Annotated in this window: 18 protein-coding genes and 1 riboswitch; of the genes, 12 read left to right on the top strand and 6 right to left on the bottom strand. The window is 37.8% G+C overall.

Going from position 1 to position 18,714, the window contains the following annotated elements:
• Positions 1–32 precede the first annotated feature (32 nt).
• The 3 genes from recF to dnaA are packed head-to-tail and all read right to left on the bottom strand — an operon-like array spanning position 33 to position 3,595.
• On the bottom strand, positions 33–1,112 hold the full coding sequence (gene recF / locus PF272_RS03280; protein ID WP_271141615.1) for a DNA replication/repair protein RecF: 1,080 nt from the start codon (positions 1,110–1,112) through the stop codon (positions 33–35).
• A gap of 5 nt (positions 1,113–1,117) precedes the next feature.
• On the bottom strand, positions 1,118–2,218 hold the full coding sequence (gene dnaN / locus PF272_RS03275) for a DNA polymerase III subunit beta (protein ID WP_065239004.1): 1,101 nt from the start codon (positions 2,216–2,218) through the stop codon (positions 1,118–1,120).
• 9 nt (positions 2,219–2,227) lie between these two features.
• Positions 2,228–3,595, bottom strand: coding sequence for a chromosomal replication initiator protein DnaA (gene dnaA, locus PF272_RS03270; protein ID WP_065233623.1), 1,368 nt, complete (start codon positions 3,593–3,595; stop codon positions 2,228–2,230).
• Between the two features lie 329 nt (positions 3,596–3,924).
• Between dnaA and rpmH the strand changes: the two genes are divergently transcribed.
• From rpmH to mnmE, 5 genes are all read left to right on the top strand, one after another.
• Complete coding sequence (gene rpmH / locus PF272_RS03265; protein WP_013745661.1) at positions 3,925–4,059, top strand: 50S ribosomal protein L34; 135 nt, start codon at positions 3,925–3,927, stop codon at positions 4,057–4,059.
• Positions 4,060–4,074: 15 nt separating this feature from the next.
• A complete protein-coding gene (rnpA, locus tag PF272_RS03260) occupies positions 4,075–4,434 on the top strand; it encodes a ribonuclease P protein component (protein WP_271141614.1) in 360 nt (119 codons plus the stop codon).
• A complete protein-coding gene (gene yidD, locus PF272_RS03255) occupies positions 4,398–4,664 on the top strand; it encodes a membrane protein insertion efficiency factor YidD (protein ID WP_065233625.1) in 267 nt (88 codons plus the stop codon). The genes rnpA and yidD overlap by 37 nt, the downstream gene beginning before the upstream one ends.
• The gene (gene yidC, locus PF272_RS03250) at positions 4,664–6,289 is read left to right on the top strand and encodes a membrane protein insertase YidC (RefSeq protein ID WP_271141613.1); all 1,626 of its coding nucleotides are present in this window, start codon (positions 4,664–4,666) and stop codon (positions 6,287–6,289) included. Before yidD ends, yidC begins: the two co-directional genes overlap by 1 nt.
• 67 nt (positions 6,290–6,356) lie before the next feature.
• Entirely contained in the window at positions 6,357–7,721 is a 1,365-nt protein-coding gene (gene mnmE, locus PF272_RS03245; protein WP_271141612.1) for a tRNA uridine-5-carboxymethylaminomethyl(34) synthesis GTPase MnmE, read from the top strand.
• 381 nt (positions 7,722–8,102) lie between these two features.
• Here mnmE and PF272_RS03240 read toward each other — a convergent pair whose 3' ends face one another.
• From PF272_RS03240 to metL, 3 genes are all read right to left on the bottom strand, one after another.
• On the bottom strand, positions 8,103–9,497 hold the full coding sequence (locus PF272_RS03240; RefSeq protein WP_271141611.1) for an alanine/glycine:cation symporter family protein: 1,395 nt from the start codon (positions 9,495–9,497) through the stop codon (positions 8,103–8,105).
• A gap of 96 nt (positions 9,498–9,593) precedes the next feature.
• Positions 9,594–9,691: riboswitch (glycine riboswitch) on the bottom strand.
• A gap of 171 nt (positions 9,692–9,862) precedes the next feature.
• The gene (locus tag PF272_RS12955) at positions 9,863–10,189 is read right to left on the bottom strand and encodes a hypothetical protein (RefSeq protein WP_413789418.1); all 327 of its coding nucleotides are present in this window, start codon (positions 10,187–10,189) and stop codon (positions 9,863–9,865) included.
• An 11-nt stretch (positions 10,190–10,200) separates the two neighbouring features.
• Positions 10,201–12,288 carry a bifunctional aspartate kinase/homoserine dehydrogenase II gene (gene metL, locus PF272_RS03235; protein WP_413789417.1) on the bottom strand — a complete coding sequence of 696 codons (2,088 nt, stop codon included), beginning with the start codon at positions 12,286–12,288 and terminating at the stop codon, positions 10,201–10,203.
• A gap of 181 nt (positions 12,289–12,469) precedes the next feature.
• Here metL and metJ point away from each other — a divergent pair, with 181 nt between their 5' ends.
• From metJ to dctM, 7 genes are all read left to right on the top strand, one after another.
• A complete protein-coding gene (gene metJ / locus PF272_RS03230; protein WP_065233630.1) occupies positions 12,470–12,787 on the top strand; it encodes a met regulon transcriptional regulator MetJ in 318 nt (105 codons plus the stop codon).
• Positions 12,788–13,004: 217 nt separating this feature from the next.
• The gene (locus PF272_RS03225) at positions 13,005–13,265 is read left to right on the top strand and encodes a FeoA family protein (RefSeq protein WP_271141610.1); all 261 of its coding nucleotides are present in this window, start codon (positions 13,005–13,007) and stop codon (positions 13,263–13,265) included.
• Positions 13,266–13,274: 9 nt separating this feature from the next.
• Positions 13,275–15,146: a ferrous iron transport protein B gene (gene feoB / locus PF272_RS03220; RefSeq protein WP_271141609.1), complete on the top strand. Its 1,872-nt coding sequence runs from the start codon at positions 13,275–13,277 to the stop codon at positions 15,144–15,146.
• Positions 15,143–15,289, top strand: a complete 147-nt coding sequence (locus PF272_RS03215) for a FeoB-associated Cys-rich membrane protein (protein ID WP_271141608.1) — start codon at positions 15,143–15,145, stop codon at positions 15,287–15,289. The genes feoB and PF272_RS03215 overlap by 4 nt, the downstream gene beginning before the upstream one ends.
• Before the next feature lie 417 nt (positions 15,290–15,706).
• On the top strand, positions 15,707–16,693 hold the full coding sequence (locus tag PF272_RS03210) for a TRAP transporter substrate-binding protein (protein WP_197494411.1): 987 nt from the start codon (positions 15,707–15,709) through the stop codon (positions 16,691–16,693).
• Positions 16,694–16,758: 65 nt separating this feature from the next.
• On the top strand, positions 16,759–17,394 hold the full coding sequence (locus tag PF272_RS03205) for a TRAP transporter small permease (protein WP_271141607.1): 636 nt from the start codon (positions 16,759–16,761) through the stop codon (positions 17,392–17,394).
• A gap of 3 nt (positions 17,395–17,397) precedes the next feature.
• A complete protein-coding gene (gene dctM / locus PF272_RS03200) occupies positions 17,398–18,681 on the top strand; it encodes a C4-dicarboxylate TRAP transporter large permease protein DctM (protein ID WP_065233635.1) in 1,284 nt (427 codons plus the stop codon).
• Positions 18,682–18,714: the final 33 nt, after the last annotated feature.

Below are 18,714 nucleotides of genomic sequence, written 5' to 3'. Positions count from 1 at the left end.
TGTTGTTTAAGTGGTGGTTATCCAACTACCACTTAGCTTAGCTGTTCCACTTCGCCTTGTTGTAGCTGAAATTTCGCCCCGTCTTGCCAATGTGGTTGTTGTAACTGTTCGGGCGTAATCGCGGTAATGATAACTTGTGATTGACTCTCTTTTAAACGTTGTGCCAATAATGCACGTTTATTTGGATCTAACTCTGAAGCAAAATCATCAATTAAAAAAATACAACGGCGCTGTTGCTGTTGCATTAAATGCTCCCCTTGTGCCAGACGTAAAGCACACATTAACAATTTTAATTGACCACGTGACAAAATATCTTCGGCAGGCAATCCATTTGCCTTAAATTTAAAATCAGCACGCTGTGGACCTGACATCGTATAACCAATCGCCTGATCACGCTGGAAATTAGTTTCAAGTATTTCAGCATAATCACTCTCTTTTGCCCACCCCTGATAAAACTGGGTATCAATTTCGACTTCAGGTAAAAAAAGCTGGCAAGTTGCATTAATTTCTGCCTTTAATGCATCTGCGTATTGTTGGCGCCATTGGCTAATTTGTAGGGCAATTTGATAGAGTTGTTGATCCCAAATTTTAATTTGCGCATAGTCATTTACTTGCTGTAACGCAGCATTGCGCTGTTTGAGTAAACGATTCATCATTGACCATAATTGATGAAACCCAGGCTCAAGATGAAACAATCCCCAGTCTAAAAATGCTCGTCGATAACTTGGACCGCCGTTAATTAAGGTTAATCCTTCTGGCGTGATTAATTGCATTGGTAATAGGTGAGCTAAATCGGAAATCTTATTACCATCTTCACCATTAATTCGGATGGTACTCTCACCTTGTCGAGTTTTTTGTAAACCAACTGACCAACTGCTTTGCTGATCCTCAATTTTGGCAAATAAGGTAAAAGCAGGTTGCTCATATTGAATCACTCGCCCAATTACCGAACTTTTAAACGAACGTCCGTGCCCAAGAAAATAGATCGCTTCCAGCAGGCTGGTCTTACCGCTGCCATTATGGCCAATTAAAAAATTAAAGCCTGAGTTTAACGTTAAACTCACGGCTTTAAGATTTCTAAAATGTTGAATATTTAATTGAGATAAAGCCATAACCACTATAAACGCATTGGCATAATCACATATTCAGCATTACTTTCTTCGCAATCTTCCATTAAACAACTTGAAGTTGCATCTGTTAAGCGAATACGTACTGACTTACATTTCAACGCATTTAATACATCTAAGATATAACTAACATTGAAACCAACCTCCATTGGTTCCCCTGTATAACTTACATCAATTACTTCTTCTGCTTCTTCTTGATCTGGGTTTTGCGCCAAGATCTTTAACTGATTCGCTTCAATAATCAAACGTACGCCACGGAAACGTTCATTAGAAAGAATTGCTGCACGCACACACGCTTGTTTAAGTGAATTCCAATCCACTTCTAAAATACGATCCGCGTTGCGAGGTAATACTCGGCGGTAATCAGGGAAACGCCCATCAATCAATTTAGAGGTGAAAATAACATTATTAAGATGTACTTGAATATTATTTTGCCCCATACGGATATGCGCATTATCACTGTTACTGTCTAATAAACGCATGAGTTCAATAACCCCTTTACGTGGCACAATAATCGCATAATCTGGTACATCTTGTGCTAATTGAATCCCACATACTGCTAAACGGTGCCCATCTGTTGCCACTGTACGCAACACATTACTTTCAGTTTCAAACTTCATTCCATTTAGGAAATAACGTGCATCCTGATTAGCCATTGAAAATTGTGTGGCTTCCATCACGCGACGCAATACCGATTGTTCAATGCTGAATTCAACATCTATATCTAATTGCGTTAAATTAGGGTAACTTTCCGCAGGTAAAGTGGCTAAATTAAATTTACTGCGTTCTGCGGTTACTAATACGCGATCATTTTCATAATTCACCGTAATTTCTGCATCATCATTTAATGAACGGCAAATATCTAAAAATTTACGTGCAGGAATTGTAAAAACCCCATCTTCACTTGCTGAAGTTAATTGCACAAAAGTAGATAACTCCACTTCTAGATCAGAGCCTGTAAGCGTTAAGCGATCACCTGTAATTTGTACCAAAATATTGTTTAATACTGGCAAAGATGGACGACTGCTTAAAACACCACATACTTGTTGTAAAGGTTTTAATAAATTTTCTCTTGCTACGATAAATTGCATAGGCCCACCTTAGGTTGATAATGTTCTGATCAAATTAGCATAATCTTCGCTAATGTTATTGTCTGACTCTCTTAATTCCGTAATCTTACGACAAGCGTGTAGAACTGTTGTATGGTCACGATCTCCGAATGCACGCCCTATTTCTGGCAAACTATGATTGGTTAACTCTTTTGATAATGCCATCGCCATTTGACGAGGACGCACAAAGGAACGTGCTTTACTCTTTGATTTAAGATCGGACACTTTGATCCGATAACGTTCAGCAACCACGCGTTGAATATTATCTAAAGTCACTGAACGATCATGTACCGCTAACATATCTTTTAATGTTTCACGGACAAAATCGATTGTAATTGGCTGTCCAGTAAAGTTCGCATTTGCACTGACACGATTTAATGCCCCTTCTAATTCACGTACATTAGTGCGTAACTTCTGACCAATAAAGAATGCCACTTCTTCTGGTAAGACAATATTACTTTCCTCGGCTTTCTTTAATAAAATCGCCACTCGGGTTTCTAACTCAGGCGGTTCAATCGCCACACTTAATCCCCAGTTAAAGCGAGATTTCAAACGTTCTTCGATCTTATCGATCTCTTTTGGATAACGATCAGATGTCAAAATAATCTGCCGTCCCCCTTCAAACAAACTGTTAAAGGTATGGAAAAACTCTTCCTGCGATCCTTCTTTGCCCGCAAAAAATTGAATATCGTCAATCAATAATGCATCTAAAGAGCGATAAAATTTCTTAAATTTCTCAATACTTTCGGTTTTTAACGCTTTTACCAATTCTTGTACAAAACGTTCTGAATGGATATAAACTACTTTTGCATCTGGTTTATTTTTTAGAATTCCATTACCAATAGCGTGCAATAAGTGAGTTTTCCCTAAACCAGTTCCCCCGTATAAAAACAGCGGGTTATAACCTTCATCACCAATTTTTTCTGCTACTTTTTGTGCAACAACACGTGCTAACTGGTTTGATTTCCCTTGCACAAAGTTATGAAATTCATACTTAGGATTTAAATTGGTTTTAATTTTAGTCGGTTGAATATTATTGGTTGTTTGAACAGCTTCTGCCATAGAAGCTTCTGCATTCTGGATCGAAGCTGTTTCTCTAACTGGACGTGTTCCTTCACGTACACGTACACTATATTGAGGGTTAGCCGTTAAAAAATGCACAATTTCTTCAATTTGTGCTAAATATTTATCTTGTACCCAATCACGCACAAATCGATTCGGCGCATAAAGCACCATCGTTGTTTCTGAAATATCTGCTTGTAATGGACGAATCCAAGTACTGAAATCCAGCTGGCTAATTTTATCTTGCAGCTGTAACAGGCAACTTTGCCAAAGGGAAGATAATCTGTGCTGTTCCATAGGTATGTTAATTGTTATCTAAATTTATCAATGATCCATCTAAAACCGACCGATATCATACAATAAACTCGATTTAAGATCTTCTCAAAAGATCAATTTTTACAGAGCTTCTCTTCCCTTTCTTGATTAAGGCTGTATTTTCATTAATAAGAAACCAAGAAAAAGCGATTTTTTCTGTTTATCCATTTGACGAAAGGCAATTTTCTGATTAGAATTGCGTCCTCTTTTTATTGTAACTTTTTGTTTTAATATCACTGATGCTAACTCAAACCAATTGAGTTATCTCTTTTACTAATATTAAAACGTCAATTTATTAGGTAGATAAGAAAATGAAACGTACTTTCCAACCTTCAGTATTAAAACGTAGTCGTACTCACGGTTTCCGTGCACGTATGGCAACTAAAAAAGGTCGTCAAGTTTTAGCTCGTCGTCGTGCTAAAGGTCGTGCACGTTTAAGTGCATAATCTGCTGATTACCGAGTGTCTAAGCTAGGATTTTCAAGGGAGTTACGTCTGTTAACTCCCGCTCAATTTAACTTCGTATTTCAACAACCATTCAGGGCTTCATTACCTGAAATTTCTATTATTGCTCGTCCTAATACCCTTCAACATCCCCGATTAGGTTTAACTGTTGCAAAAAAATATGTAAAACGTGCTAATCAACGAAATCGGATTAAGCGTGTTTGTCGTGAGAGTTTTCGCTTACAACAACATCAATTACCGAATTACGACTTTATTATTATTGCACGTAAAGGGATTGGTAATTTAGATAATGCGTTGTTATATAAAGCGTTGGATAAATTATGGCAACGGCATCTACGTTTCTCAAAAAAATCTTAATTGGCTTTATTCGTTTTTATCAACTGGTGATTAGTCCTTTAATAGGACCTCGCTGTCGTTTCACCCCGACCTGTTCACAATATGGGATTGAAGCAATTCAGACACACGGAGTGATAAAAGGGGGTTGGCTAACTGTGAAGCGTATATTAAAATGTCATCCTTTTGGTTCATCAGGCTATGATCCTGTACCGCCACCTATTGATAATCATAAACCACAGAGAAAAAAATAATGGATTCAAGACGTAGTTTACTCGTAATTGCTTTGTTGTTTATCTCTTTTCTCATCTACCAACAATGGGAAATTGACAACAATCCACAACTCGCTCAACAAAACCAACAAGAACAAACACAAAGCCAAGCTGAACAACCATCAGCCTCAGCAAGTGTTATCCAAGATACTGCTGCAAACAATAATCAGCAAAGTCATCTTGTGACTATCGAAAATGATGTATTGCGCTTAAAAATTGATACCCTTGGTGGTGATATCGTTGAAGCTCAATTACTTAAATATGATGCTGAATTACATTCAGCTCAGCCATTTTCTTTGTTAAAAAATACGCCTGAGCTTGCCTATATCGCACAAAGTGGTTTAATCGGCGCTAATGGTAGCGATACTGTATCTGGTCGTGCAAACTATCAAGTTGAAGGTGACCATTTTGCACTTGCTGAAGGACAAAATGAAATTGCTGTACCGTTTACCTTAGTTAAAGATGGGATTACTTATCGTAAAGTATTCACACTCTCTCGTGATAGCTATGATGTAAAAGTAAACTTTGAAGTAACTAATGCATCTGGTTCGCCAATTCAAGTACAACCTTATGCGCAACTTAAACATACTTTAGTTGAAAATACTGGTCACATTGCAATGCCTACCTATCTAGGTGGTGCTTATTCTTCATCAGAAACCAATTATAAAAAATATTCTTTTGATGATATGAAGAAAGAAAACCTAGCCGTTAAAACCAAACAAGGCTGGGCTGCAATGTTGCAACACTATTTCGTTTCTGCTTGGATTCCAAATCAAGATGCAGAAAACCAACTTTATAGTTCTACACAAGGCAATTTCGCTTATATCGGTTACCGTGGTCCAGTAACAACTATTGCAAATGGTGCTACTGACACAATTACAAGCCAACTTTGGGTAGGACCAAAACTTCAAGATCAGATGGAAAAAGTTGCTCCTCATCTTGATTTAACTGTTGATTATGGTTGGGCTTGGTTTATTGCAAAACCATTATTCTGGCTTCTACAATTTATCCAAAGTCTCGTACAAAACTGGGGTCTTGCTATTATTGGGGTAACTATCGTAGTTAAAGCGATTCTTTATCCTTTAACTAAGGCGCAATATACCTCTATGGCAAAAATGCGTATGTTACAACCAAAAATTCAGGAGTTACGTGAACGTTGTGGTGATGATAGACAACGCATGAGTAAAGAAATGATGGAATTATATAAAGCAGAAAAAGTAAATCCACTTGGTGGCTGCTTACCATTGTTACTGCAAATGCCAATCTTTATTGCATTATACTGGACATTCTTAGAAGCAGTTGAATTACGTCATGCACCATTCTTTGGCTGGATTCAAGACTTATCTGCACAAGATCCATATTATATTTTGCCATTGTTAATGGGTGCATCTATGTTCTTATTACAAAAAATGTCACCAACTCCAGTAGCGGATCCAATGCAACAAAAAGTAATGACCTTTATGCCAGTAATGTTTACTTTCTTCTTCTTATGGTTCCCATCAGGCTTAGTTCTTTACTGGTTGGTATCAAACCTCATTACTATTGTTCAACAACAACTTATTTATCGAGGATTAGAAAAGAAAGGCTTACATTCTCGTAATAAATAAACGTAATGATTAAGGCATCTTTCGAGATGCCTTAAGTTTTTTATATTTCTTTTTTTGATTAACCAATATGATTCAAACAGAAACAATTGTCGCTCAAGCTACACCACCCGGTCGAGGTGGTATTGGAATTTTAAGGGTTTCAGGACCACTTGCTACTGAAGTAGCACAACAAGTTTTAGGAAAATGTCCTAAACCACGTGTGGCGGATTATTTGCCATTCAAAGATATTGATGGCACCACCTTAGATCAAGGTATTGCACTGTTTTTTAAAGCACCACACTCTTTTACTGGTGAGGATGTTTTGGAATTACAAGGGCACGGTGGGCAAGTCATTTTAGATCTATTGTTAAAACGTATCTTACAAATTCATGGGGTTCGTTTAGCTCGTCCAGGGGAATTTTCAGAACAAGCTTTTTTAAATGATAAGATTGACTTAGCACAAGCAGAAGCTATTGCTGATTTAATTGATGCAAGTTCTGAACAGGCTGCACGCTCCGCATTAAAATCATTACAAGGCGAATTTTCGCATCAAATTCATCAGTTAGTCGATCAACTCATTTATTTACGTACTTATGTCGAAGCTGCGATTGATTTTCCTGATGAAGAAATTGATTTTCTCGCCGATGGAAAAATTGAATCTCTATTAAATCAAATCATTCAACAGGTTGATACGGTACAAGCTCAAGCCAAGCAAGGCTCCTTATTACGTGAAGGGATGAAAGTTGTAATTGCAGGCAGACCAAATGCAGGTAAATCAAGTCTTCTCAATGCATTAGCAGGTAGAGAAGCAGCCATTGTCACTGATATTGCCGGGACAACACGTGATGTATTACGCGAGCATATTCATTTAGATGGTATGCCATTACACATCATTGATACAGCTGGTTTACGTGCCGCAACTGATGAAGTAGAAAGAATTGGTATTGAGCGTGCATGGCAAGAGATCGAACAAGCCGATCGTGTGCTATTTATGCTAGATAGCACTACCACTAAAGAAACTTTACCTGAAAAAATTTGGCCAGACTTTATGTCAAAATTACCAAGTTCAATGCCAGTAACCATTATTCGCAATAAAGCCGATTTAAGTGGTGAACCTGAAGGTATTTCGGTTGAGAATGGCTATACCACAGTGACTCTCTCAGCCAAAACCCAACAAGGCATTCAATTACTCAAAGATCATCTTAAGGAGAGTATTGGGTATCAGACGGTAACTGAAGGTGGTTTCTTAGCACGCCGCCGTCATTTAGAAGCGTTAAACCAAGCGGCTGAACACTTACAATTAGGGCATATTCAGCTTACCCAATTTTATGCAGGTGAGTTGTTGGCAGAAGAATTAAAAATGGCACAAAATGCGTTAAGTGAGATCACGGGTGAATTTACTTCAGATGATTTACTTGGCAATATTTTTAGTTCTTTTTGTATTGGGAAATAATAGTGTAAGTGCGTAGTAGTCTTACTACGCACTCTCATCTGATAACTAAGCCTATTTATTAATATTTTTCTCTAATTATTGTTTTAGGTTTCGCCCTAAAGGGCGACTTCATTTTCTTTACTCGTGTAAAGAAAACGAAGCAAAAGAAACACGCCCTCACACACTTGCTAATCCTCATTCCAATAAGATTTTCCGAGCGGCAAAAAACAGAGATTTTTCTCACTCCGTTCGAAAAATGATCACTTTTTTTGCCTGAAAATCTTATTTGCATTCGGGCAAGTGTGAGAGGGAACCCACTAGACACTTATTAAGATTTGTAATTAATTTCAAGTTTACCAACAAGTCTAAGGGCATAATTAGTTATACTACACACTTCACCACTTAATTATAACTACTACTAAACCCCTTCTCAGCTAACTCCTCATCTCGATCTTTCGCTGAAACACGTAAACGAGCAAAGTAATCTTTAGTCTCTTCAATAATGACTTTACGTAATCCAATTAATGCAATTAAGTTTGGTATTGCCATCAAACCATTCACAATATCCGCTAAACTCCAGATAATTTCTAATTTAATGAAAGCACCACCCGCAATTAATAAAATAAAACAAGTGCGGAAAAATTTAATCCCTTTGATCCCTGCTAGATAGACAAAACAGCGTTCACCGTAATAACACCAGCCCAAAATAGTGGTAAAGGCAAAGAACAACAAGCCAATTGTCACAATCGTTGCACCAACGCTATGACCTAAACCTTGTGCAAAAGCTAAATTTGTTACTGCAGCTCCTTCAATATTACTATTCCAGACACCTGTTAATACAATCACTAACCCCGTCATGGTACAAATAATAATGGTATCAAAGAATGTACCAGTCATTGAAATTAATCCTTGGCGTACTGGCTCTTCTGTCTGTGCTGCAGCAGCAGCAATTGGCGCACTACCTAGACCAGATTCATTGGAGAAAATACCTCTTGCCATACCAGATTGAATCGCTTTTAACACCGTGAAACCAATTACCCCACCTAAGGCTGCTTCTGGATTAAATGCACTATGGATAATTAAGGCAAGCGCATCAGGAATGAGATTCCAATTCAATACTAAAATAACTACTGAAGTTCCTACATAAAGTAACGCCATAAATGGCACGATTAATGAAGAAACCACAGCAATACGATTTACTCCGCCTAGAATAATCATCGCGACCAATACAGTCATCACGATTGCTGTAATCACTGTTGAGACCCCAAAGGTATCATTCATTGCATGAGTGATTGCATTAATTTGTGGGAATGTTCCAATACCAAAGAAAGCGACCAACACGCCAAAGATTGCAAATAATTTAGCTAACCATTTGATACCTAAGCCGCGTTCAATGTAATACATTGGTCCGCCTGACATAAAGCCGTTTTTGTCTTTGGTACGATATTTCACCGCTAATAAACATTCTGCATATTTTGTTGACATCCCAAAGAAAGCAACAATCCACATCCAGAAAATTGCCCCTGGTCCACCTGCTTGAATTGCTGTAGCTACCCCGACAATATTCCCTGTTCCAATCGTTGCAGAGAGTGCTGTACATAACGCTGCAAACGCAGATACATCTCCTTCACCGGTATTCCCTTTTTTAAAGATATAGCGTAATGCACGCGGTAAAGCCCAAATCTGTAAGAACCCTAAGCGAAAACTAAAATAAATTCCTGTTCCACCTAATAAAATTAAGAGTGGTGGTCCCCAAACAAAGCTATCAATTGATGCTAAGATTTCATTGAAACTCATGACTTCCTCGTAAATAAAAAAGCTAAATACAAGGAGTAGAAAAGAATAAAAGAAGAAAAATCGCCAAAAAGCGATAACATGAAATGAAATTTTATCTTTCCTGCCCCTGTCCTTTTGCCTGAGCGTTTCAAAAATCAAAGATTTTTTTGCGCCTTCGGCGTCCGTTTATTACGGATCTCTCCAAGGGTTCGTCCAGTAACAGTCCATGCTGTAAACAGCGCCTGAAAGAGTTTACCTCGTCGGCGTAGAGTTAATTCTCTACTCTCCAGCTACCTTCATCCGAACTCGGTTTCAAGTTTGCTCTTGAAACCGAGCGAAATTTTAACAAGTTATCTATACTTGCTCAAGGTGTATCCTTTCGCTTTCTATAATAATTTTACTAAGCGATTTAAATCTGCTTGGATTGCCCCCGCAGTCATTTTCACACCAGCACTTGGCCCATGAATCACTAATGGATTATCGCGATACCATAATGTTCTAATCAGGAATAAATTTTCCCCCGGTAGCACACGTCCCATTGGATCTTCACTTGAGCAAATTTCTAAGCCAATTTTTGATTGTCCATTCGCAAGGAAACGCACTACATAACGTAATACGCCATGTTCCTCTTTGGCATCATGATAATGTTCATTAATAAAAGGCTCAATTTCGTGTAATTGTTCAAAAAACTCTGCTAATGGTACGTCTAGCATATGTTCCGGAATCAAAGTTCTACTTTGACATCTGTACGATCCAAATCATAGCCCGCCGTTCTTGCCACAATTAATAATTTACGTAACGCATCTAATCCACATAAATCTTCTCGAGGATCTCGTTCAGTCATCCTTTGTTGCCATGCTTGTTCTAACAACATAGAAAAAGGCACCGACCCATCATATTGATAGAACAACCAAGCCAAAGTACTAGAGAATGTTCCCTCAATTGACAAGATTGTATCCCCACTTTCCACCAAATCATGGATAGTGGTATTAATAGGTAATCCACCACCCACAGTTGCGTTATACAGCCAATAACTCCCTGATTGTAAGAATGCTGCTTCAATCTGATGGTATGTATCAAGATCAAATGCAGCTGCACGTTTATTCGCACTGATCACATGGAAACCATATTTTGCATAATCTGCATAATGCGCAGCAACTTCATCACTATTGGTAAAATCCAAAATAACTAACTCATCAAACGGATGCATACTCATCCACTGGATCAATTCATCAGGTACAAACTCTCGAGCAGACTGTTCAAATTGATTATCCCAATTATTTTCTTTGATACGGGTTAGCAAGCCTTGATGATCGAGCCACGCTTTTTGGCTAGAAACAATCCCAATTAAAGAAAAATCAAAATGGCTGCGTGCTGCAATTTTCTCTTGTTCTTGGCGAAAAAGATTTACCCAAGTTTTAGCGACCTCACCTTTTCCTAATACCACTAAGCCTACTGTTTTATGTGCTCTGAATAAATCATCATGCACATTACGTAATAATTCTCGACTTACTGATTGACGTAAAATAGCAACTACACTGATGTTATCTTCAGATTGCCACATAAACTCTAATGGCTGTGTTTTTAGCATTTGCGAGAAACGTAACATCTGTAACGAATTCTGACATACACCAGCGCCAACCATCGCCAATAAGGCTAAATCATAACGAATAGAGATTGAATCTGTGATTAACGGTAATTGTTTAAACTGCATAAATGCCGTATCAATATATTCATTGGTATAAACCAAACGTAAAGTACGGCTACTTTCAATAAATTGTTCAACTAAAGCGTCTAATTGATGCTCTTGCATCCAAGCACGAAAACGTTGCAACCAACTTTGCAAAACTTGGTTTTGTGGAATCACTAACTCAATCCAACCGATATGGTTGTGGAAAGTCACAATCTTACCTTGCGCAGAAGATGAATAAACATACTCGACACGTGTTGTCCCTTCATTTGGTTTTAAGCTGCTGCGTAATTGCAATTTTAATTGGCACTCTTTCACTGGCTGTAACGTACGGCTATGCAATACAGGGGCACCTAATCGCGCTAATTCATTCGCTTCATCCAACCGCAATAATGGCAATAAAGTTGCATTTTTTACATACCGAGGATCAGCCGAATACACTCCCGCCACATCGCTCCAAATTGTTACATTTTCAATTTCTGCTAGTTCTGCAATTTGTGTCGCAGAATAATCCGAACCATTTCGCCCTAATAGCACTGTTTCCCCAGCTGCATTACGACTAATAAACCCGGTAATAACTAAACGTTTATCTGGATAAGCCTCTAAAATAGGCTGTAAACGTCGTTTACTTGGCGCAACACGGACTTTAGGTAATACAGTACGTTCTGCCACCATAAAATCTCTTGCATCAACAAATACTGCTGGAATACCTTGTTGGTTTAAATAAGCCGTGACTAAACGTGTTGACCAAATCTCACCATGCCCGACCACTTCTGCATAAATTGCTTCACTAAATGGCTTATCTAATAACGAGGAAAGGTAGAGGGTATCATCAACGAAAGATTGTGCGACTTCTTCTGGGTGATTTAATAGACTATTCACTAAAGAGAGATATTGATGGCGCAAATTCTGTAAAATACGATTAGCACTCACTGTATCTGTACGTGACGCTTCAACCCATTCGATTAATAAATTTGTAGTTTTACCTATCGCCGAGATCACAATTACATCAGTTTCTTTACTATAATTTTGAATGATTGAGGCAACACCTCGGATACAATCCACATTAGCTAAACTGCTGCCACCAAACTTATGCACTTGATAACGAGAAACTGTCTGCATCCTTAACCTCCTTCCAATGGCGATATACAGAAACGCTGCGTATTCTAACACAATCCTATTACAACGCAGCACAACAAAATTTAATGAAAAAGAAATCTAGATGTCTTTAAGGCTAGATTGTCATCATAGGTAATTTTGATTAAAATACTACACATTGTGTGGAATTTAGAGGAAATACATTATGGCTGACTGGGATGGCAAATATATCAGTCCTTATGCAGAACATGGCAAAAAAAGTGAGCAGGTAAAAAAAATTACTGTGTCAATTCCAATTAAAGTTTTGGAAATTTTAACTAATGAACGCACCCGCCGTCAGATTCGAAACCTCCGCCACGCAACCAATAGTGAATTACTTTGTGAAGCATTTTTACACGCATTTACTGGTCAGCCTTTGCCAACAGATGAAGATCTTCTAAAAGACAGACATGATGAAATTCCTGAAGATGCTAAAGTATTAATGCGTGAAAAAGGCATCGATCCCGATAAATGGGAATACTGATTTCCACCTTTTAGGATAAAAACGCCACCTCCTCCTCTTCTATTTTTAGTGCGTTTTTATCCTTTTTTTCTCCTCCTCTCCCCTAAATTAACTTGATATATATCAAACAATATCCGCAGATTATCCGCTAGAATTACTTCCCGTTATCAATATTAGGAATATTTCTTATTTAGATTTAAAATAAGATTCACCAGAAAGAAGTTAGGAAATTATTACTATGTCTGTTTATCCTCTTCATCAGTTAGCTAAACATCAACAAGCTTATATTAAAGATATTATCGATAATCCAGTGTTTGGTTCACAAGATCGTTCTGTTAGCCGTCGCTTAGCAGATCTTGGCTTTTCCTCTCATCGTCCTGTTACTATCATTGCAAAAGGATTTCTCGGGAAAGGGTCTTATGTAGTACGACTTGATAACCATTCACAATTTTCTTTACGCAAAGCGGAAGCTGAAAAAATACTGTGTTACTTAAAATAATTTGTTGTTATGTCAAATCATCTTAATTTTGCCTTAATTGGCCCACCGAATTGTGGAAAAACCGTTTTATTTAATGCCTTAACCGGTTCTAATGCTCGTATCGCTAACTATCCTGGTGTTACAGTAGATAGACGTGAAGGTATGCTACTGGGCCATCCTAATATCACTATTTTAGACTTACCAGGTACTTATAGCCTGCATACCACCAGCCCTGATGAAGAAGTTTCCCGTAATGTATTGCTTGGTCATCTTGGGAAAATTCCAGATGCTATTATTGCGGTCGCTGATGCCACTAATCTACGTATGACATTACGTATGGCACTAGAACTTAAATCACTTGGTTTGCCGATGATTATCTCGATCAACTTATATGATGTAGCAACTGCTCGTGGTTTAAAAATTGATACAAAAAAAATGACTCAACTCCTTGGAGTACCTGTAATTAGTACCATTGCTGTTAGTAAACAAGGGTTAGAAAACGTCAAAACTGCTGTTGAAACATTAATGCAAACCGTTACACCAACGCAAAAAACAACAGCCGAGTTAGAACAAATTACCGATAATCTAGACAGTGAATTATTATTCCAACAAGTAGATCATATCCTTGCTGAGAGTGTACAAAATGTAAATTCATTACCTCGCTGGCATCAAACTTTAGATCATATTTTCTTACATCCTGTCTGGGGATTACTCACTCTTATTATTGTGATGTTACTGATGTTCCAGGCTGTATATACTTGGGCCGCGCCTTTTATGGATCTGATTGAAGCTGGATTTGGTTGGTTAGCTGAATGGGTAACCACAGTATTACCGGAAGGCATTGTTCGGGATCTGTTGGTTGATGGGGTCATTGCTGGAATCAGTAGCGTATTGGTTTTCCTACCACAAATTACGATTTTATTTGCTTTGTTGTTAGTTTTAGAGGATTCAGGTTATCTCCCTCGTGGAGCTTATTTACTGGATAGTTTTCTAGCAAAAAGTGGATTATCTGGTCGTTCATTTATTCCTTTATTATCTGGATTTGCGTGTGCAGTTCCGGCAATTATGTCAGCAAGAACGATTACCGATCCTCGTGAACGTTTAGTAACAATTGCCATTGCACCGTTACTTACTTGTTCAGCTCGTTTACCCGTCTATGCTTTAATTATTGCTGCGGTTATTCCTGATCGACAAGTATGGGGAATTTTTAACTTACAAGGGCTTACGCTTTTTGCACTCTATACGATCGGTGTTATTTCAGCGGGATTCATTGCTTTTGTTTTAAAACTCTTCGCCAAACATAAAGGAAAAGTACAACAGTTCCCATTATTAATGGAATTACCAACTTATCGGATGCCAAACTTTAAACATATTTTAGTCACACTATGGGAACGAGTTAGTGCCTTTCTGAAACGTGCCGGTACAATTATTTTTGCCTTAAGCATCGTTCTTTGGGTATTAGTCAGTTTTCCTTCTGCACCAGAACAAGCAACTGGACCGGCAATTGATTATAGCTTTGCTGGTACCTTAGGGCATTTCCTTGAACCAATTTTCCGCCCAATTGGCTTTACTTGGGAAATGTGTATCGCTATGGTGCCGGGTATTGCGGCAAGAGAGGTGGTAGTTGCAGCGCTTGGTACAGTTTATGCGGTCGGCTCAGTTTCTGAAGAAGCAGCCCAACAATTTTTGATTCCACTAATTAATCAAAGTTGGGGACTACCTACTGCATTATCGTTCTTAGCTTGGTATGTCTACGCACCAATGTGTATGGCTACGCTTGCTGTGATCAAACGAGAAACTAAATCAACCACAAAAACCTTACTAATTACCCTATATCTCTCACTATTGGCATATCTGTTTGCCTATATCGTTTATCACCTCGCATTAGGAGCCGGTTTATGATCCAATATCTTATTGTTGCCTTCTTATTTATTGGTGCTGTAGCTTATTTGTTTTATAACTTTAAACAAAAACGAGCTAAAGGAAATGCTTGTGGCGATTGTTGTCGTTGTGGAACCCAATCAAATCAGAAATCTTGCCACTAATTATTTAGTTGAGATACATTCTTATATACATAATGTATCTCAACCATTTTCTCCTCTTTTTATTAACAAATTCATGTTGCTGATTACTTACTCTCAAAAATAACTATTTACGTATCATCTTCTTCATCCTTTCATTACAGAAACAACGCCAGCTAACTATTACAGCAATGATTCTCTTCCTAACCATAAAAAAAAATTACCACCAAAGAGTTATATCTCTTTACATGCTCAAAAAAGCTTTTCTCTATGCTTATGCTTTATTTTTAAACGGTTTTATTAAATTTCTATTAAATTTTTGAGAATGAGATCAACTTTTTAAAAAAATCCGCTTTACTAAAATTTAGCATTTAAATAATCTTATTTGTGCATACACAAACTCACTCATATAAATTAGAGGATCTGCTTATGAAAAAAACTATGTTTAAAGTTCTTGCTACTGTTGCTGCATTCGGAGCAATTTTCTCTGGAAGCGCATTAGCTGCTGACCCAATTGTGATTAAATTCTCTCACGTTGTTGCAGATGATACACCAAAAGGTCAAGGTGCTTTATTATTTAAAAAATTAGTTGAAGAAAAATTCCCAGGTAAAGTAAAAGTTGAAGTTTATTCAAACTCATCTCTTTATGGGGATGGAAAAGAAATGGAAGCATTGTTATTAAATAACGTACAAATGCTTGCACCATCTTTAGCTAAATTCGATAAATACACACCAAAAATTCAATTATTCGATTTGCCATTCCTATTTGATGACATCGAAGCTGTACAACGTTTCGAAAAAAGTGATGCAGGTAAAAGCTTACTTAATAGTATGAAAGATAAAGGTATCATTGGTTTAGGTTACTGGAACAATGACCTTAAACAACTTTCAGCAAATAAAAAACTTGTCTTACCTAAAGATGCTCGTGGTTTGAAATTCCGTGTACAAAACTCTGAAGTACTTGATGCTCAATTTAAACAACTTAATGCTGTACCTCGTAAAATGGCGTTCGGTGAAATGTATCAAGGCTTACAAACTGGTGTAGTAAATGGTGCTGAAAACCCATACTCAAACATCTATTCACAAAAAATCAATGAAGTACAAAAATACATTACTGAATCTAACCACGGCTTACTTTCTTATATGGTTATCGTAAACAGTAAATTCTGGGACGGTTTACCAGATGATGTACGTAAAGGTTTGATGGAAGTAATGGATGTTGTCAGTGATGATGTGAACAAAAAATCACATGAATTCAACCTTGCTGATAAACAACGTATTCTTGATGCAAAAACAACTGAAATCATTACTTTAACACCAGAACAAAGAAAAGAATGGCGTGATGCAATGCGCCCTGTCTGGAAAAAATTTGAAGATAAAATCGGTGCTGATTTAATCAAAGCTGCCGAAGAATCTAACAAAAAATAGTCTGTAAAACGTAAGTGCGGTACAAGCTACCGCACTTTCTCTGCTCAAGTTTGTAAGGAGCATCTATGCAACAATTTAATTACCTCTGGGGAAAACTCGAGGAGTTCATGATTGCATTTTCCCTAGCGTTAATGACCTTGGTCACATTCGTTTATGTCATGTTTAACAATCTTTATACGCCTTTCTTTGACTTAGCGGATGCCTACCCAAGCCTCGAATCTATCTGTATTCCTATCGCAACATTCTCAATGACAATTGCTCAAGAAATGACATGGAGTGTTGCTTTAACAAAATTATTCTTTGCAATGTTAATCTTTTTTGGCGCTTCCTATGGAGTGCGTACAGCGGGTCATATTGGAATTGATGCTATCGTTAAAAAATTCTCTACACCCACTCAACGATACATCAGTATTTTCGCTTGTCTTACCTGTTTAATTTATACAGGCATCATTATGGTAGCAAGCATCGACTGGGTAACAGCATTACTTATTGCGAATGTAGGTGCAGAGGATTTACAACATTTCGGTATCCAACTATGGCATCTCAGTATGATTATTCCTATCGGTTACTTCATGATATTTGCCCGTTTCATCGAAATTTTTGTTCGCTTATTACAAGGTAAACAAAATGATCTCGGTTTAGCTGATGAAGCGAAAGACGCCGTCAAACTACAAGATTCTGAAGAAGAACATAAGGAGTAATCTATGACTATTATTTTCTTGTTTGCATGTTTATTCTTCTTAATGTTTATCGGCGTACCAATTGCCGTTGCATTGGGATTATCGGGTTCTTTAGTAATTATTTTATTCAGCCAAGACTCTATTAGCTCTGTGGCAATAAAACTTTTTGAAACCTCAGAACACTATACTTTATTAGCGATTCCATTCTTCCTCCTTGCGGGTGCATTTATGACAACTGGCGGTGTAGCTCGCCGTTTAATTGATTTTGCTAATGCAACCGTTGGACATATTCGCGGTGGTCTAGCCATTGCCTCTGTTCTCTCCTGTATGCTTTTCGCTGCACTATCAGGTTCAAGTCCCGCTACTGTAGCGGCTGTAGGTTCGATCGCAATTGCTGGGATGGTAAGATCTGGTTATCCGGTTGAATTTGGTACTGGTATCGTATGTAATGCAGGAACATTAGGTATCTTAATTCCACCATCTGTAGTTATGGTGGTTTATGCCGCAGCAACGGAATCTTCCGTAGGACGGTTATTTATGGCTGGGGTTGTACCGGGATTACTCCTTGGTGTGGTCTTAATGGTTGCTATCTATATTGTTGCTCGACTAAAAAATCTGCCTGCTTTACCAAGAGCGAGTGTAAGAGAGTGGTTCAGAGCTGCCAGAAAAGCATTGTGGGGATTAATCCTCATGGTCATTATTCTTGGTGGTATTTATAGTGGTGCATTTACACCGACTGAAGCTGCTGCCGTTGCAGCTGTCTATTCATTCTTTGTTTCTGTGTTTATCTATAAAGACATCAAATTAAAAGAGTGTCCAAAAGTGCTTCTCGAAGCAGGTAAGTTAAGTATCATGTTGATGTTCATCATTGCCAATGCAATGTTATTTGCGCATGTACTCACCACTGAACAAATTCCACAACAACTTACCCAACTTGTGACAGAAATGAATCTCCAAGGCTGGCAATTCTTAATTGTGGTTAATATCGTTCTGTTGATTGCTGGTGCATTTATGGAACCCTCTGCAATTATCTTAATTTTAGTACCAATTTTATTCCCTATTGCAACTCAACTCGGAATTGATCCAATTCACCTAGGTATCATTATGGTTGTAAATATGGAAATTGGTATGATTACCCCACCAGTTGGACTTAACTTGTTCGTTTCTTCAGCGATTACAGGATTATCATTACCACAAGTTATCAAAGCAGCTACACCTTGGTTGTTATTGATGTTGGCATTCCTCCTCGCTGTAACCTATATTCCAGCTATATCTCTTGCATTACCAAATGCAATAGGTGCGGTATAACTTACTTAGATATAATAAATAAAGGCACATTAA

The organism is Gallibacterium faecale (assembly GCF_027920745.1).
Taxonomy (GTDB): Bacteria; Pseudomonadota; Gammaproteobacteria; order Enterobacterales; family Pasteurellaceae; genus Gallibacterium; species Gallibacterium faecale.
This window is presented reverse-complemented; position numbering and strand designations above follow the sequence as displayed.

Bases quoted from the DNA above. Each gene is read 5' to 3' on its own strand.
- recF (WP_271141615.1), bottom strand. From the start codon at position 1,112: ATGGCTTTATCTCAATTAAATATTCAACATTTTAGAAATCTTAAAGCC.
- dnaN (WP_065239004.1), bottom strand. From the start codon at position 2,218: ATGCAATTTATCGTAGCAAGAGAAAATTTATTAAAACCTTTACAACAA.
- dnaA (WP_065233623.1), bottom strand. From the start codon at position 3,595: ATGGAACAGCACAGATTATCTTCCCTTTGGCAAAGTTGCCTGTTACAG.
- rpmH (WP_013745661.1), top strand. From the start codon at position 3,925: ATGAAACGTACTTTCCAACCTTCAGTATTAAAACGTAGTCGTACTCAC.
- yidD (WP_065233625.1), top strand. From the start codon at position 4,398: ATGGCAACGGCATCTACGTTTCTCAAAAAAATCTTAATTGGCTTTATT.
- yidC (WP_271141613.1), top strand. From the start codon at position 4,664: ATGGATTCAAGACGTAGTTTACTCGTAATTGCTTTGTTGTTTATCTCT.
- mnmE (WP_271141612.1), top strand. From the start codon at position 6,357: ATGATTCAAACAGAAACAATTGTCGCTCAAGCTACACCACCCGGTCGA.
- PF272_RS03240 (WP_271141611.1), bottom strand. From the start codon at position 9,497: ATGAGTTTCAATGAAATCTTAGCATCAATTGATAGCTTTGTTTGGGGA.
- PF272_RS12955 (WP_413789418.1), bottom strand. From the start codon at position 10,189: ATGCTAGACGTACCATTAGCAGAGTTTTTTGAACAATTACACGAAATT.
- metL (WP_413789417.1), bottom strand. From the start codon at position 12,288: ATGCAGACAGTTTCTCGTTATCAAGTGCATAAGTTTGGTGGCAGCAGT.
- metJ (WP_065233630.1), top strand. From the start codon at position 12,470: ATGGCTGACTGGGATGGCAAATATATCAGTCCTTATGCAGAACATGGC.
- PF272_RS03225 (WP_271141610.1), top strand. From the start codon at position 13,005: ATGTCTGTTTATCCTCTTCATCAGTTAGCTAAACATCAACAAGCTTAT.
- feoB (WP_271141609.1), top strand. From the start codon at position 13,275: ATGTCAAATCATCTTAATTTTGCCTTAATTGGCCCACCGAATTGTGGA.
- PF272_RS03215 (WP_271141608.1), top strand. From the start codon at position 15,143: ATGATCCAATATCTTATTGTTGCCTTCTTATTTATTGGTGCTGTAGCT.
- PF272_RS03210 (WP_197494411.1), top strand. From the start codon at position 15,707: ATGTTTAAAGTTCTTGCTACTGTTGCTGCATTCGGAGCAATTTTCTCT.
- PF272_RS03205 (WP_271141607.1), top strand. From the start codon at position 16,759: ATGCAACAATTTAATTACCTCTGGGGAAAACTCGAGGAGTTCATGATT.
- dctM (WP_065233635.1), top strand. From the start codon at position 17,398: ATGACTATTATTTTCTTGTTTGCATGTTTATTCTTCTTAATGTTTATC.